We start from the raw sequence: 13,975 nt of genomic DNA on the forward strand, positions 1-13,975 counted from the left end.
TCGACCCGCGCGAGCGGCTGGATGTTGACTATGTCGACAACACGAGGTCGGTGCGCGCGCTGCGGCGCATCGGTTTCCGCCGCATTCCGGTGCGCCGGCCGAGCGACAAGGAAGGCCTGCACTACATGGCGCTGAAGGCGCCGGGCGTGGAGGTCGATGCCCTGGCGGTGCTGATCGACCACAACCGGCGCGAGGACCAGCCGATCGATTTCGAGCCGGATCCGGACCTGGCCGCATGCGAAGGGGGCGAGACATGAGCGAATCGTCGGACGGACGCCGGCGCGTCGCCGAAATCCATGCCGCGCAGCGGGCCGCGCAAGTGCAGCGCTACCGTGTTTCGGGCGGAGAGCCGGTGGTGGATCGTGGGGGCGAGCACGACCCGGTTCCGGAGATCGAGCCCTGCAGGGTGCCGTGGCCGGCTCCGCTGGCGTCGGCGCAAGCGGGGCCTGCGCCGGAAGCGAGCTTGCTGTCATCGTTGCGCCAGGCCATTGCCGGCGAGACCTGGCAGATCGCGCCTCGGACGGCCGAGCCCGAGCCGGCGCCGGCGGGGCCGTCGACAACGACGCGCGCCGAACCCCCGGCCGAGCCGCGACAGCCGCCCGACGACGATGCCGGAGAGTCCGTGCCGCGCGAGCTTGCGCCGGCGCCGCTGCCCTTGCCGGGCCCGCCACCGCGGACGCCGACCGATTCGCACACGCGGTCGAACGCAGCGATGGCGGCCTTCGAAGCGGGCCTGCGCGAGGCGGCACCGCCGAGTTCGCGGCCGGCGTTGCCGCCGGACGAATTGCCTCGTCATGAGGACCCTGAAACCTGGCCGGCGGTTGAGGGCGATGACGCTGTCCGGCCCGAACTGCGGGCGCAGGAGCCGATGCCGGCTGACCCGATGGCGAACGAGGTGGCGCTCACCTTCGCCGCGGGTGCGCGCGAGATGGCGGCGTTGCCGGCGGTGTCGCTGCCGCTGCCCTCCGGGCGGCGTCTTGAGCTCCCGGTGCCGGAACGTCAGGTGCCCGCCGGCGACGCCGGGCAAGCCCGGCAGATGACGAGCCTGCCTGCAACGAGCACGGCATCGCAGCCGGTCGCACCGACACCGACGCGGCAACCGCAGCCGCAACCACATGAGTCGCGGCCACCGCAGATGGCACCGCGGGCCGCCCCGGCGGGCCCCGACGACGCAGCGATGGCCTTCGACGCGGGCGCGCGGGAAGTGGCCTCGCTGCCGGTGCGGCCGCCGGCAGTGCGACCGCGCGCCGAAGCTCCCATCGAGGCTGAGGGCCAGGAGCGGCTCGAAGTGCCCGGCGAAGCGTCCAGCGAAGAGGATGCGCCTGAAGGGAGCGATGCGCTCCTGGCGGCGCAGCAGGCCCTCGATGAGCGGCTGGCCCAGCTGACGTTTCGGGGCGTCGTCGCGAACGGCGTCGGCTAGGGTCTAGGCCAGCTGCGGTGCCAGCTGCGCGGGCGACCAGCGCAGCGGCAGCGCACCCGGGCGCCACACGCCAGCCTCGACACGCAGCCGCAGCAGCCGCTGCGCGCCCTCGAAGGCCGGCAGCTCGGCAGCGTCCCACACCAGTTCGGCATCGCCGGTGAGCTGCAGCAGGTCGCCGCGTTCGTAGTCGATGAACAGCAGCCCGGCGTGCGGGTGCGCGGCGATGTTGCCCAGCGTGTTGAAGAGGCGGTTGCCGCGGTAGTCGGGCACCGTCAGCACGCTGCGCCCGTCGACGGTGTCGACCCGCACGAAGCCCGGCCGCCCGCCGCGATGCGAGACGTCCACGCCATCGGCACCGGCATGGCCGCGCGCATGCGGCGACGCCGATGCGATGAACAGCGTGTCGGCGCCCCGCACCAGCGCGGCCGCCTCGGCGCTCAGCAGCGTGCCTTCCGGACGGCCCGGCAACGCGGCGGCGTCCACGCGCCGCGGCGCGCGCCCTTGGATGTACTGCGGGCAGTTGCCGAAGCTCTGGTCGACCTCCACGTCGATGCGCTGCGCGTCCAGCTGCGTCACGGTGCCGTTCAGCCGGTTGCGGCGCCGGGTGTGCGGCTCCAGGCCGAGCAGGCCGATCGGATCGCCCACCGCCAGGTGCTGCGACAGCGGATCGGCCGCATCGCGCGGCGCGCGGATGCGCAGGTGCCGGGCGTCCTGGGCGTCGATGAAACCGGGCGCGCCCGCCAGCACCGAGGCCCAGGGCCGGCGCAGCGCGTCCAGGCTGCCGACGAACAGCGTCGGCAGCTGCGCGAAGAACTGCTGGTGCTGCAGCGGCATCGCGTCGCGCAGCATGCGTGGCGCGAAGCCGTCGACCAGCGCGCGCGTGCCGGCGCGTTGCTGTACCGCCAGCTCGCCGGCGTGGAAGAGAGGGGTGTCGTTCATGGTACGGGTCCGTCGGGGTCGAGTTCCGAACGATAGGCCGTCGCGGCGCTCAACGGAATCCGTCCGGCGCGCAAGGGACCCTTCCGGCGCGCGGAATGGCGAGAATGCGCGGCTGGATCGATCACTCCCCCTGACATGGATTCCACGATGAAGCTGATTCGCCTGAGCCTGCTGGCCTTGTGTTCGATCGCGGGGGCCGCGCAGGCGGCGCCCGACCCGGCTCCCTCTCCTGCACCGTTTCCCGATCAGCCGGCCTTGCGCGAGATCGCCGCCGCCGTCAGCGCCGACGAGCTGCGCAGCACCATCACCCGCCTGGTCGGGTTCGGCACGCGCCACACCGCGTCGGACACCACGTCGCCGACGCGCGGCATCGGTGCCGCCCGCCGCTGGGTGCAGTCGCGCTTCACCGCGATCTCGCGCGACTGCGGCGGCTGCCTTCAGGTCGCGACGCCGTCGCAGACCTTCACCGGCCCGCGCCTGCCGCAGCCGACCGAGGTGATGGACATCGTCGCGGTGCAGCGCGGCACCGGCGATCCGCAGCGGGTGATCGTGATCACCGGGCACCTCGATTCGCGCGTCAGCGACGTGATGGACGTGACCAGCGACGCGCCCGGCGCGAACGACGATGCCTCGGGCGTCGCCGCGCTGATGGAAGCGGCGCGCGTGCTGTCGAAATACAAGTTCCGCGCGACCCTCGTCTATGCCGCGCTGTCGGGCGAGGAGCAGGGCCTGTACGGCGGCAAGGTGCTGGTCGACCATGCCAAGGTCGAAGGCTGGCAGGTGCAGGCCGACCTGAACAACGACATCGTCGGCAACAGCCACGGCCAGGACGGCGTGCACGACAACGGCACGCTGCGCGTGTTCTCCGAAGGCACCAAGGCGGTCGAGACGCCGGCGCAGGCGGGCAAGCGCCGCTACAACGGTGGCGAGGTCGATTCGCCGTCGCGCAACATCGCACGATTCATGGCGACGCTGTCGGAGCGCTACCTGACCAACCTGCGCGTGCAGATGGTCTACCGCACCGACCGCTACGGCCGCGGCGGCGACCAGGTGCCGTTCCTCGATGCAGGCATCCCGGCGGTGCGCGTGACCGAGGCGCACGAGGACTACACGCGCCAGCACCAGGACCTGCGCACCGAGGGCGGCATCGCGTACGGCGACACGATCGACGGGGTCGATTTTCCGTACCTCGCGCAGGTGACGCGGCTGAACGCGGTGACGCTGGCCGCGATGGCGAATGCGCCGATGCCGCCGAAGGGCGTGTCGATCGCCGGGGCGGTGACGCCGGACACCACCGTCAAGTGGCAGGCGCAGGCGGGGGTGTCGGGCTGGCGCGTGTGGTGGCGCGAGACGACCGCGCCGCAGTGGCAGCACAGCCGCTTCGTCGCGGGCGATGCGACGCAGCTGGTGCTGAAGAATGTCGTGATCGACGACTGGTTCTTCGGGGTGTCGGCGGTGTCGGCCGATGGGTATGAATCGCCGGTGGTGTTTCCGGGGGATCCGGGCGCGTTCTGACGGATCAGGCCTCGACCGTATCAGCCCGCAGGTCCGCTGCCAGTACCTGGTTGCGCCCGCCGCGCTTGGCCTCGAGCAGCCGGTCGTCGGCGATCTTCAGCAGCTGCTCCATCGCCGCCAGCTCGGCGAGCGAATCGGCGACGCCGGCCGAGAAGGTGTTGCTGCGCAGCGTGCCGGTGTCGAACTGGAACACCTCGTCGCGCCACGCACTCAGCAGCGCCTCGACCTTGCGCTGCGCCGCCGCTGCGTCGGTGCGCGGCATCAGCAGGCAGAACTCCTCGCCGCCGAAGCGGAACGCGATGTCGCTGCGCCGCCCGTGCGCGATCAGCAGCGCGCCGAACGCCGCCAGCAGCTTGTCGCCGGCGACGTGGCCGTGCCGGTCGTTCACCGACTTGAAATGGTCCAGGTCGATGATCGCGACCGCCAGCGGCTGCTGCTCGCGCTGCGCGAGCGCCAGCATCTGCGGCAGCACGTCGTTCAGGTGGCGGCGGTTGAACAGCCCGGTCAGGAAGTCGCGCGTGGCCTGCTGGCGCAACTCGGCCTGCAGCGCCTCGACCTCGTCGATCTTCTGCGACAGCTGCTGGTTGATGGCCTCCAGCTCGGCCTTCGCGCGCTCGGTGCTGCGCCGCCGCGCTTCGATCTCGTCGAGGTTCTGCTGCAGCCGGCGCAGCTCGGTCTGCAGCGAGGCGGCCTGGTAGCGCGCCCGCGAGGCCAGCTGCGCGCGCTCGACGTGCAGCGCCTGCCACAGGCGCAGCGAGGCCAGCGACTGCGCCGCATGGCCGAGCCGCTCGTGGGTGTCGGCCATCGCCTGGTGGAACAGGCAGCGCACGCGCAGGCTCAGGCCCTCGGCCGCGGTGTTCAGCACCGCCGGCTGGGCCTGTGCGAGCAGCGCGGCAGCCTGCGGCAGCAGGTCGCGCGCGGCCATCACCTCGGCGGTGGCGACGACCAGCGTGATGCGCTCGTCGGGCAGCTTGATGCCGGTCCTGTCCTGCGACGCGCGCTCGATCAGCTCGGCGCCGAGCGCGGTGTTGCCGGCGCGCAGCGCGGCGATCGCCATCGTCTCGAAGTTCGGGTTGGTGCTGCCGCGCCCGCTCGCATCGGTCGGCAGCGCGAGCAGCCGCTCGACATCGCCCAGCGCATCGGCGGCCCGCTCGAGGTTGGTCAGGCAGATCACCCGGTTGATCAGCAGCACGCTGAGCAGCCGCGGGTTGTCGAGCCGCGCGTAGCGGGCGATGCCCTCCTCGACGTAGCTGAGCGCCTGGTGGTAGTCGCCGAGCTGGATCAGCTCGTGCGCGAGGTTGCAGTACAGCACCACCTCGAAGCCGTTGCCGCGCGCCGGGCGCGACTCGTTCAGCGCCTGGAACATGTACGCGAAGGCCTGTTCCGACTGACCGAGCGACGCGTAGCAGCCGGCGATCACGTTCAGCAGCAGGCCGAGCTCGTCGTGCTTCAGCACCGCGAGGCCCTCAGCGCGCAACGGCAGCGCGCGCGCCAGCGATTCGCGGTACTTGCCCTCGCGCCACAGGCAGCGCGCGATGCCGACCTCGGCCAGCAGGTGGCCGGCGCGGTCTTGCGTGGCGTCGAAGCAGCGGTCGGCCTCGGCCAGCTCGCCGGCGGCTTCGAGCGGGGTCGAATACCAGATCAGGTGCAGCCCGCGCACCAGCCGGGCCCAGCCCTCGGCGGCCTGGTCGCCGTGCGCGAGGCTGCGCTCGAGCGCCTGGTCGGCCAGCGCGATGCACCGGCGCGAGTCGCTGTACAGCAGCCGCCACGCGCGGCGCGCGGTGGCCAGCGCGGTGGACGTCGATCGTCGGATGGGCGGCGCTTTCATGGCACCGGATTGTCATCGTTTTCGGTGACAGCCGGCATCCCCACCCTGGCGGATCGTCAGCGCGGGGCGCCGTCGCCGGCCGTCAGCGCCTGCAGCACGCGGGCGAGGTCCTCGGCATTGACGTCGCTGACGGCGAGCCAGGCCATGCCGTCGAACCCGGCCGCAGCGGTCTGGAAGCCGCGCCGCGCGGCCGGCGTGTCGATGGCCGGACGCTCGCGCGACGGCCAGATGAAGACGTCGATCTGGTGCGCCCGCAGCTGGTAGACCAGCACCGCGACCGGCCGGCCGCCGAGGTAGTCGATGCGGCCGCCCTGCAGCACCGCGCCGGCCGCGACCGGGTGTTGCACCGGCGGCGAGAAGTCCAGCCGCGCCGACAGCCACGGCTTGACGGTGTGCTGGTCGGTCGACGCGACGTCGATGCTGCGCTGCGCGAGGGTCGCGCGCACGTGGCTGGCGACGGCCTCGTTCAGCAGCAGGTCGCTCGCGCTCGGGGCCAGCGCCATCTGCAGCCCCCAGGCCAGGACCAGCGAGCACAGCGCGCCGGCACCGGCGATCCGCCAGGTGAACGACGGCAGCCAGCGCGGCTGGTGCGGCCGACGGCCCAGGTGCGCGCGCAGCGCGGCCGGCGCGGCGTGGTAGTCGGCTTGCAGGCGCACCGCGCGGCTCAGCTCGCGCAGCTGCTCGGTGTGCTGCCGCAGCGCGGCATCGCGCTCGACGAGCGCCTCGGCCTCCAGCTGCGTGGCGAGGTCGAGCTCGCCGTCGATGAAGGCGTTCAGTGCCTGAGGCGTGGCATCGAAGCGGCTCATGCGCCATCTCCCCCGCGCGCCGCCCGCGGCACCGGCCGCAGCACGGCGGTGCGTGGCCGCGCGGCCGGCTGCAAGGCCTCGCGCAGCAACGCGCGGGCGCGCGACAGCCGCGACATCACGGTGCCGATCGGAATGTCGGCGATGCGGGCGATGTCGCGGTACGACAGGTCTTCGAGTTCGCGCAGCACCAGCACCTCCCGGAAGTCGATCGGCAACGCGGCGATGGCCTGGTTCAGCCGCACGCGGTCGGCGTTGCGCAGTGCGGTCTCCAGCGGCTCGTCGGCCGACGGCGCGGCGGCCTCGGGCATCGCGTCGCCGTCGCCGACATGCACCAGCTCGGCCGGCCGGTTCTCGCGCAGCCAGGCGTAGCAGCTGTGGCGCACGACGGTCAGCAGCCACGGCCGCGCCTGCTCGCCGCGGAACGACGCGAAGTAGTGCATCGCGCGCAGGCAGGCCTCCTGCACGACGTCCTGCGCGTCGTGGTCGTTGCGCGTCAGCCAGCGCGCGAGGTTGTAGGCCGCATCGAGGTGCGGCAGCGCGAAGCGCTCGAAGCGTTGGCGGGTGTCATCGTCGTCCACCGAGGGCATACCGGTCTGCGGCCGGTTTTATTCCCGATGTCGAGTGATTCGCTCGGCGAGGAATTTCGGCCGGCCCAGGTCGGTAGGGCAGGGGTGTTCCATCCACCAGCAGGAGGGCTCATGGCCTCATCGAATCGCAGGGATTTTCTTCGCCTCGCCGGTCTGGGCGGCGTGGTGTTCGCGTCCGGCTGCGCCGGCACGGCCGGGCGCCCCTTGGCCGACGACTTCTACTTCGTGCAGTTGTCGGACACGCACTGGGGCTTCGAGGGCGCGCCGAACCCGGATGCGCGCGGCACGCTGCCGAAGGCGATCGCCGCGGTGAATGCGCTGGTTGACGGTGGCGCCGGTGGTGGCCCGGACTTCGTCGTCTTCACCGGCGACCTGACCCACACCACCGACGACCCGGCCGAGCGGCGCCGGCGGCTGCGCGAATTCCGCGAGCTCGCCGGCACGCTGGAGGTGCCGGTCGTGCACTTCATGCCCGGCGAGCACGACGCGGCGCTCGACCGCGGCGAGGCCTACCGCGAGTTCTTCGGGCCGACGAGCTATGCGTTCGACCACCGCGGCGTGCACTTCATCGTGCTGGACAACGTGTCGGACCCGGGCGCGAGCGTCGGCGATGCGCAGCGCGCGTGGCTGGCCGACGACCTGAAGCGCCGGCCGGTCGACGCGCCGATCGTCGTCTTCACGCACCGCCCGCTGTTCGACCTGGCGCCGGCCTGGGACTGGGCGACGCGCGACGGCGCGCAGGTGATCGAGCTGCTGATGCCGCACCCGAACGTGACGGTGTTCTACGGCCACATCCACCAGGAGCACCACGCGACGACCGGGCACATCGCGCACCACTCGGCGAAGTCACTGATCTTCCCGTTGCCCGCGCCGGGCTCGCAGCCGCGGCGCACGCCGCTCGCGTGGGACCCGGCGCAGCCGTACCGCGGGCTGGGCTTTCGCGAGGTGGAGCGCGAGCGGGCGGCGTGGCAGATCACCGAGCTGCCGGTGGTGAAGGCATGAAGCCGCCATCGAGGCGGCAGCTGTTCGCGATGACGGCGGTGCTCGCGCTGCCGGCCTGGGTGCGCGGTGCGGCGCCACGCGTGATCCCGGTCGTCGCGAAGAAGTTCGTGTTCGTGCCGGACGAGATCCGCGTGCAGGGCGGCGAGCCGGTCGTGCTCGAACTCAGCGCGCCCGAGGTGCTGATGGGCTTCAGCGCGCCGGAGCTCGGGCTGCGCGCCGACATCGTGCCGGGGCAGCCGACGCGGCTGGCGTTCACGCCGCGCAAGGCAGGGCAGTTCGCGTTCAGCTGCGACGTGTTCTGCGGCTCGGGGCACGAGGGGATGGACGGGGTGATCGTGGTTGCTGCAGAGCCGTGAGTCCAGATGTCTGGGTCATGCAGCAGGCGTGGGGTTGCTGTCGCACTCCGTTAAAGTCCTCGGCTGCTGTACCACTGCGCCCCAACGTCTGAACACGAGGCCCTGCCATGCGGCTTGAGACCCTGCGATTGCGAAATTTTCGCTGCTATGAAGACCGCGAGTTTCGACTGCATCCGCAGTTCAACCTGGTCGTCGGCGAGAACGGTGCTGGCAAGACGTCGTTCCTGGAAGCAGCGGCGATCGCCATGGGTTCATGGCTGCTGGGGTTCGGGGGCCACGACTCACGGAACATCCACAAGAGCGATGTTCGGGTCGAGCATGAGATCGTGGGCTCGCGCTATCGCGAGGTGCCGCAGTACCCCGTTCGGATCGATGCCAGCGGAATAGTTCGGACTGCGGAGGATGCGGAGAGGCTCAGTCACGACGACACGGCCATCGCCTGGAGTCGCTCCGTCGAGCGAGCGGGTGGCAGCACGACGCGGTCGGGCGCAGCAGGGTTGAAGAAAGTAGCGGAATCTCTGGCGCAAAGAGTGATGGCTCGGAAGCAGCCTTTGCTTCCACTGATTCGCTATTTCGGTGCCGGTCGGCTTTGGGACCCCGTGCGCGACTCCAGCAGCAAGACACTGAGCAAGCACCGTGGCAAACAACCGACGGAGCTGGCGGCGCACGCCGATGAGCTGGATCGATTGCTGGCGGATTCCAGGCGCCTCGCCGAGCCGTTCTACGGCTATCGGATGTCGGTCGACAAGCGCTGCAATCCAGGCGATCTCATTCGCTGGATGGGTTTCGAGCGTCGCACCGAGATCGACCGCGATGAGCCCTCGCCGGCGCTTGCGCTGGTCTTCCGCACCATCGAACAGATGGTGCCGGAGGCAGAGTCCGTGCGCTTCGACGTTGCGGCGAACACGCTGATGTTCAATCATCGCAATGGCAAGAAGCACACGTTCGACGAGTTGAGCGACGGCTATCGCAACGTCCTCGCCATCTCAGCGGATCTGGCCATCAAGGCGGTGATGCTCAACCCGCAGCTGGCGGGCGAGGCACTGGAGCACACGCCCGGCATCGTTCTTGTCGACGAACTCGACTTGCATCTGCATCCGATCTGGCAACGGCGGATCATCGAGGACCTGCGGCGGACCTTTCCGAGGCTGCAGTTCGTCTGCACGACGCATTCGCCGTTTCTCATCCAGTCGCTGAGGTCCGGCGACGAATTGCTGGTGTTGGACGGTGTGGCAACCGACAAGGTGGACAACCTCGGTATCGAGGCGATTGCGGCCGGCATCATGGGTGTCACGGATCCGCAGGCGAGCCCCCGATACATGGAGATGCTGCAGGCAGCGAAGAGCTATCTTGCCGAGTTGGACGAGGCCGGTCGCAGTCCTGCCGAGCGCCTGGAATCGTACAAGGAGAAGCTGGCGCAACGTTTGGCGCCCTTCGCCGACAACCCCGCCTTCCAAGCTGTTCTGGAAGCAGAGCGCATCGTCAAGCTGGGGCAGTGATGCGAGTGCTGCGAAAGGGCGGCGCGTACTTGTACGCCGATGGGTCTCCGTACGGACAGGCGCGTGCCGGTCTTGCAGCGCGAATCGGGCGTTACTGCAGCTACTGCGAGCGCAGGGAGAACCTGCTGGAAGTCGAGCACATCCAGCCGAAGGATGCGCATCTCGCGAAAGAGCGCTTGTGGAGCAACTTCCTGCTCAGCTGCAAGAACTGCAATTCGATCAAGCGAACGAAGGACCCGCAGCTGACGGACTGGCTCATTCCGGACCGTGACAACACGATGGCCGCCTTCGTCTATCGACAGGACGGCATTGTCGATATCGCGCCCATGGTTCCGCTTGCATTGATTCCGGCAGCGAAGGCCACCCTGGACCTTGTCGATCTGAACAAGGAGGTGCGGGAAGTGCTCGACGACGCAGGTAACCTGGTTGCGCTGGACCGACGCAGCCAACGCCTCGAAGCATGGTTGCTGGCCAAGCGCTTCCGCCTCCATTGGGACAAGGTCCCGAGCCCTGCGCTTCAGGACGCGATCATGGAACTGGCAAGGACGGGCGGCTTCTTCAGCATCTGGATGTCGGCCTTCGATGGTGTGGCACAGATCAGGCAAGGATTCATCCAACTCTTCCCCGGCACGGAATCGGCGTGCTTCGACCCGGTGTCATCAGCCGCAAACCGGCCCCATCCGAATGCGGATGGACTCGATGCAGGTGGCAAGCTGTAGTAGCCCCGCTCACATGCTCCGCCGGTACTGCCCGCCCACCTCGAACAGCGCCGCGGTGATCTGCCCGAGCGAGCAGCAGCGCACCGCGTCCATCAGCACCTCGAACACGTTGCCGTTCGCGATCACCGCCTGTTGAAGCCGCGCCAGCATCGCCGGCGATGCGTCGGCATGCGTTGCGTGGAAGGCCGCGAGCCGCGCGAGCTGCGACTGCTTCTCGTCGTCGGTGGAGCGCGCCAGCTCGATGTGATCCTGCACCGGGTCGCCGTGCGGGTTGCGGAAGGTGTTGACGCCGATGATCGGGTACTCGCCGGTGTGCTTGAGCATCTCGTAGTGCATGCTCTCTTCCTGGATCTGGCCGCGCTGGTAGCCGGTCTCCATCGCGCCGAGCACGCCGCCGCGCTCGGCGAGCTTCTCGAACTCGGCCAGCACCGCCTCTTCGACCAGCTCGGTCAGCTCGTCGATGATGAACGCGCCCTGGTTCGGGTTCTCGTTCTTCGCGAGGCCCCACTCGCGGTTGATGATCAGCTGGATCGCCATCGCGCGGCGCACGCTGTCTTCGGTCGGCGTCGTGATCGCCTCGTCGAACGCATTGGTGTGCAGCGAGTTGCAGTTGTCGTAGACCGCGATCAGCGCCTGCAGCGTGGTGCGTATGTCGTTGAACTGGATCTCCTGTGCATGCAGCGAGCGGCCCGAGGTCTGCACGTGGTACTTCAGCTTCTGGCTGCGCTCGTTGGCGCCGTAGCGCTCGCGCATCGCCACCGCCCAGATGCGCCGCGCGACGCGGCCGAGCACGGTGTACTCCGGGTCCATGCCGTTGCTGAAGAAGAAGCTCAGGTTCGGCGCGAAATCATCGATGTGCATGCCGCGCGCCAGGTACGCCTCGACGAAGGTGAAGCCGTTGCTCAGCGTGAACGCGAGCTGGCTGATCGGGTTCGCGCCGGCTTCGGCGATGTGGTAGCCGCTGATGCTCACCGAATAGAAGTTGCGCACCTGGTGGTGCACGAAGTACTCGGCGATGTCGCCCATCACCTTCAGGCTGAACTCGGTCGAGAAGATGCAGGTGTTCTGCCCCTGGTCTTCCTTCAGGATGTCGGCCTGCACCGTGCCGCGCACGTTCTGCTGCACCCACGCGCGGATCTTGTGCAGCTCGTCGTCGCTCGGCTCGCGGCCGTTGTCGGCCTCGAAGCGCGCCAGCTGCTGGTCGATCGCGGTGTTCATGAACATCGCGAGGATCGTCGGCGCCGGCCCGTTGATCGTCATGCTGACGCTGGTGGCCGGGTCGCACAGGTCGAAGCCGCCGTACAGCACCTTCATGTCGTCCAGCGTCGCGATGCTGACGCCGGAGTTGCCGACCTTGCCGTAGATGTCGGGCCGCAGCGCCGGGTCGTTGCCGTACAGCGTGACGCTGTCGAACGCGGTCGACAGCCGCTTCGCCGGCATGCCCTCGGACAGCAGCTTGAAGCGTCGGTTGGTGCGGAAGGCATCGCCCTCGCCGGCGAACATGCGCGTCGGGTCCTCGCCCTCGCGCTTGAACGCGAAGGTGCCGGCGCTGTACGGGAAGCTGCCCGGCACGTTGTCGAGCAGCAGCCACTTCAGGATCTCGCCATGGTCCTCGTAGCCCGGCAGCGCGACCTTGCGCACCTTCGTGCCCGACAAGCTTTGCGTCGTCAGCGCGGTGCGGATCTCCTTGTCGCGGATCTTCACGACGTACTCGTCGCCGGCATACGCCGCCTGCAGCTGCGGCCACTGCGCCAGCAGCTTGCGTGCGGCGGCATCGAGCTGCTGTTCGCGCTGGTCGGCGAGCTGGGCCGCGGCGTTCGCATGCGATTCGCCGGCGCCCGCTTCCGCCAGCATGCGGGCCGCTCCGCGCAGCTGCTGCACCTCGCGCGCGAGCCGCGCCTGCGCGCGCGCCTGCTGCTTGTAGCCGCGCACCGTCTCGCTGATCTCGGCCAGGTAGCGCACGCGCGCGCCCGGCACGATCGGCACCTGGTGCGTGCTGTGGCGCGTTGCGGCCGGCGGCAGCACGCCCTCGCGCACCGGCATGCCGAGGGCCGCCAGGCGCGGCAGCAGCGCCTGGTACAGCGCGGTCACGCCGTCGTCGTTGAAGCGGCTGGCCATGGTGCCGAACACCGGCATCTCGTCGGGCCGCGTGCCCCAGGCCTCGCGGTTGCGCTGCACCTGCTTGGCGACGTCGCGCAGCGCATCGGCGGCGCCCTTGCGGTCGAACTTGTTGATCGCGACGAACTCGGCGAAGTCGAGCATGTCGATCTTCTCGAGCTGGCTTGCGGCGCCGAACTCCGGCGTCATCACGTACATCGGCACGTCGACCAGCGGCACGATCGCCGCATCGCCCTGGCCGATGCCCGAGGTCTCGACGATCACCAGGTCGAAGCCGGCGGCGCGGCACGCGGCCAGCACGTCGGGCAGGGCCTGGCTGATCTCGCTGCCGAAGTCGCGGGTCGCGAGGCTGCGCATGAAGACCCGCTGGCCCGCACGCCACGGCGCGATCGCGTTCATGCGGATCCGGTCGCCGAGCAATGCGCCGCCGCTCTTGCGGCGCGACGGGTCGATGCTGATCACCGCGACGTGCAGCGCATCGCCCTGGTCCAGCCGCAGCCGGCGGATCAGCTCGTCGGTCAGCGAGCTCTTGCCGGCGCCGCCGGTGCCGGTGATGCCGAGCACCGGTGTGGCGTTCTGCTTCGCGATGGCGTGCAGCTCGGCCTTCAGGGCATCGGACACGGCGCCGTTCTCGAGCGCGGTGATCAGCTGCGCCAGCGCGCGCCGCTGCGGCTCGCCGCGGCCCTGGATCGCTGCCAGCGTGGCCGGCGCATGCGGCGACAGGTCGACGTCGCAGCGCATCACCATCTCGCCGATCATTCCCTGCAGGCCCATGCGCTGGCCGTCTTCCGGGCTGTAGATGCGGCTCACGCCGTACTGCTGCAGCTCGGCGATCTCGCTCGGCACGATCACGCCGCCACCGCCGCCGAACACCTGGATGTGTGCGCCGCCCCGCTCGCGCAGCAGGTCGACCATGTACTTGAAGTACTCGACGTGCCCGCCCTGGTAGCTGCTGATCGCGATGCCCTGCACGTCTTCCTGCAGCGCCGCGGTGACGACTTCGTCGACCGAGCGGTTGTGCCCCAGGTGGATCACCTCGGCGCCCATGCCCTGCAGGATGCGCCGCATGATGTTGATCGCCGCGTCGTGGCCGTCGAACAGGCTCGCGGCGGTCACGAAGCGCACCTTGTGCGCAGGCCGGTAGGCGGCCAGCGCCTTGAACTCGGCGGACAAATCAGTCATGCAT

At 69.8% G+C, this 13,975-nt stretch carries 12 protein-coding genes; 7 read left to right on the top strand and 5 right to left on the bottom strand.

The window, feature by feature from the left end:
- The first annotated feature begins 50 nt into the window (after positions 1 to 50).
- Together BUE42_RS32910 and BUE42_RS04365 are read left to right on the top strand one after the other, a co-directional pair.
- Entirely contained in the window at positions 51 to 257 is a 207-nt protein-coding gene (locus BUE42_RS32910) for a hypothetical protein (protein WP_073463065.1), read from the top strand.
- Positions 254 to 1,420: a hypothetical protein gene (locus tag BUE42_RS04365; RefSeq protein WP_073463067.1), complete on the top strand. Its 1,167-nt coding sequence runs from the start codon at positions 254 to 256 to the stop codon at positions 1,418 to 1,420. Before BUE42_RS32910 ends, BUE42_RS04365 begins: the two co-directional genes overlap by 4 nt.
- 3 nt (positions 1,421 to 1,423) lie before the next feature.
- Here the strand turns inward: BUE42_RS04365 and BUE42_RS04370 are convergent, their stop codons facing one another.
- On the bottom strand, positions 1,424 to 2,359 hold the full coding sequence (locus BUE42_RS04370; protein ID WP_073463069.1) for a pyridoxamine 5'-phosphate oxidase family protein: 936 nt from the start codon (positions 2,357 to 2,359) through the stop codon (positions 1,424 to 1,426).
- Between the two features lie 147 nt (positions 2,360 to 2,506).
- Between BUE42_RS04370 and BUE42_RS04375 the strand changes: the two genes are divergently transcribed.
- Positions 2,507 to 3,874, top strand: coding sequence for a M28 family metallopeptidase (locus BUE42_RS04375; RefSeq protein WP_073463402.1), 1,368 nt, complete (start codon positions 2,507 to 2,509; stop codon positions 3,872 to 3,874).
- Positions 3,875 to 3,878: 4 nt separating this feature from the next.
- Here BUE42_RS04375 and BUE42_RS04380 read toward each other — a convergent pair whose 3' ends face one another.
- The 3 genes from BUE42_RS04380 to BUE42_RS04390 are packed head-to-tail and all read right to left on the bottom strand — an operon-like array spanning position 3,879 to position 7,095.
- Positions 3,879 to 5,702 carry a diguanylate cyclase gene (locus BUE42_RS04380; RefSeq protein ID WP_073463071.1) on the bottom strand — a complete coding sequence of 608 codons (1,824 nt, stop codon included), beginning with the start codon at positions 5,700 to 5,702 and terminating at the stop codon, positions 3,879 to 3,881.
- A gap of 56 nt (positions 5,703 to 5,758) precedes the next feature.
- Positions 5,759 to 6,508: an anti-sigma factor family protein gene (locus tag BUE42_RS04385; RefSeq protein WP_073463073.1), complete on the bottom strand. Its 750-nt coding sequence runs from the start codon at positions 6,506 to 6,508 to the stop codon at positions 5,759 to 5,761.
- On the bottom strand, positions 6,505 to 7,095 hold the full coding sequence (locus tag BUE42_RS04390; RefSeq protein ID WP_073463075.1) for a sigma-70 family RNA polymerase sigma factor: 591 nt from the start codon (positions 7,093 to 7,095) through the stop codon (positions 6,505 to 6,507). Before BUE42_RS04390 ends, BUE42_RS04385 begins: the two co-directional genes overlap by 4 nt.
- Before the next feature lie 111 nt (positions 7,096 to 7,206).
- On the opposite strand from BUE42_RS04390, the gene BUE42_RS04395 reads away from it, so the two are divergent.
- The 4 genes from BUE42_RS04395 (at position 7,207) to BUE42_RS04410 (ending at position 10,671) form a co-directional block, all read left to right on the top strand.
- Positions 7,207 to 8,097, top strand: coding sequence for a metallophosphoesterase family protein (locus tag BUE42_RS04395; RefSeq protein WP_073463077.1), 891 nt, complete (start codon positions 7,207 to 7,209; stop codon positions 8,095 to 8,097).
- Positions 8,094 to 8,453, top strand: coding sequence for a cupredoxin domain-containing protein (locus BUE42_RS04400; RefSeq protein ID WP_073463079.1), 360 nt, complete (start codon positions 8,094 to 8,096; stop codon positions 8,451 to 8,453). The genes BUE42_RS04395 and BUE42_RS04400 overlap by 4 nt, the downstream gene beginning before the upstream one ends.
- Positions 8,454 to 8,560: 107 nt before the next feature.
- A complete protein-coding gene (locus BUE42_RS04405; RefSeq protein WP_073463081.1) occupies positions 8,561 to 9,952 on the top strand; it encodes an AAA family ATPase in 1,392 nt (463 codons plus the stop codon).
- A complete protein-coding gene (locus tag BUE42_RS04410; RefSeq protein ID WP_073463083.1) occupies positions 9,952 to 10,671 on the top strand; it encodes an HNH endonuclease in 720 nt (239 codons plus the stop codon). The genes BUE42_RS04405 and BUE42_RS04410 overlap by 1 nt, the downstream gene beginning before the upstream one ends.
- Before the next feature lie 9 nt (positions 10,672 to 10,680).
- On the opposite strand, the gene icmF is transcribed toward BUE42_RS04410, so the two are convergent.
- Positions 10,681 to 13,971 carry a fused isobutyryl-CoA mutase/GTPase IcmF gene (gene icmF / locus BUE42_RS04415; protein WP_073463085.1) on the bottom strand — a complete coding sequence of 1,097 codons (3,291 nt, stop codon included), beginning with the start codon at positions 13,969 to 13,971 and terminating at the stop codon, positions 10,681 to 10,683.
- Between the last annotated feature and the right edge of the window lie 4 nt (positions 13,972 to 13,975).

Source organism: Rhizobacter sp. OV335 (assembly GCF_900142965.1).
GTDB lineage: Bacteria > Pseudomonadota > Gammaproteobacteria > Burkholderiales > Burkholderiaceae_C > Rhizobacter.

Bases quoted from the DNA above. Each gene is read 5' to 3' on its own strand.
- BUE42_RS04395 (WP_073463077.1), top strand. From the start codon at position 7,207: ATGGCCTCATCGAATCGCAGGGATTTTCTTCGCCTCGCCGGTCTGGGC.
- BUE42_RS04380 (WP_073463071.1), bottom strand. From the start codon at position 5,702: ATGAAAGCGCCGCCCATCCGACGATCGACGTCCACCGCGCTGGCCACC.
- BUE42_RS04400 (WP_073463079.1), top strand. From the start codon at position 8,094: ATGAAGCCGCCATCGAGGCGGCAGCTGTTCGCGATGACGGCGGTGCTC.
- BUE42_RS04370 (WP_073463069.1), bottom strand. From the start codon at position 2,359: ATGAACGACACCCCTCTCTTCCACGCCGGCGAGCTGGCGGTACAGCAA.
- BUE42_RS04405 (WP_073463081.1), top strand. From the start codon at position 8,561: ATGCGGCTTGAGACCCTGCGATTGCGAAATTTTCGCTGCTATGAAGAC.
- icmF (WP_073463085.1), bottom strand. From the start codon at position 13,971: ATGACTGATTTGTCCGCCGAGTTCAAGGCGCTGGCCGCCTACCGGCCT.
- BUE42_RS04410 (WP_073463083.1), top strand. From the start codon at position 9,952: ATGCGAGTGCTGCGAAAGGGCGGCGCGTACTTGTACGCCGATGGGTCT.
- BUE42_RS04390 (WP_073463075.1), bottom strand. From the start codon at position 7,095: ATGCCCTCGGTGGACGACGATGACACCCGCCAACGCTTCGAGCGCTTC.
- BUE42_RS04365 (WP_073463067.1), top strand. From the start codon at position 254: ATGAGCGAATCGTCGGACGGACGCCGGCGCGTCGCCGAAATCCATGCC.
- BUE42_RS04385 (WP_073463073.1), bottom strand. From the start codon at position 6,508: ATGAGCCGCTTCGATGCCACGCCTCAGGCACTGAACGCCTTCATCGAC.
- BUE42_RS04375 (WP_073463402.1), top strand. From the start codon at position 2,507: ATGAAGCTGATTCGCCTGAGCCTGCTGGCCTTGTGTTCGATCGCGGGG.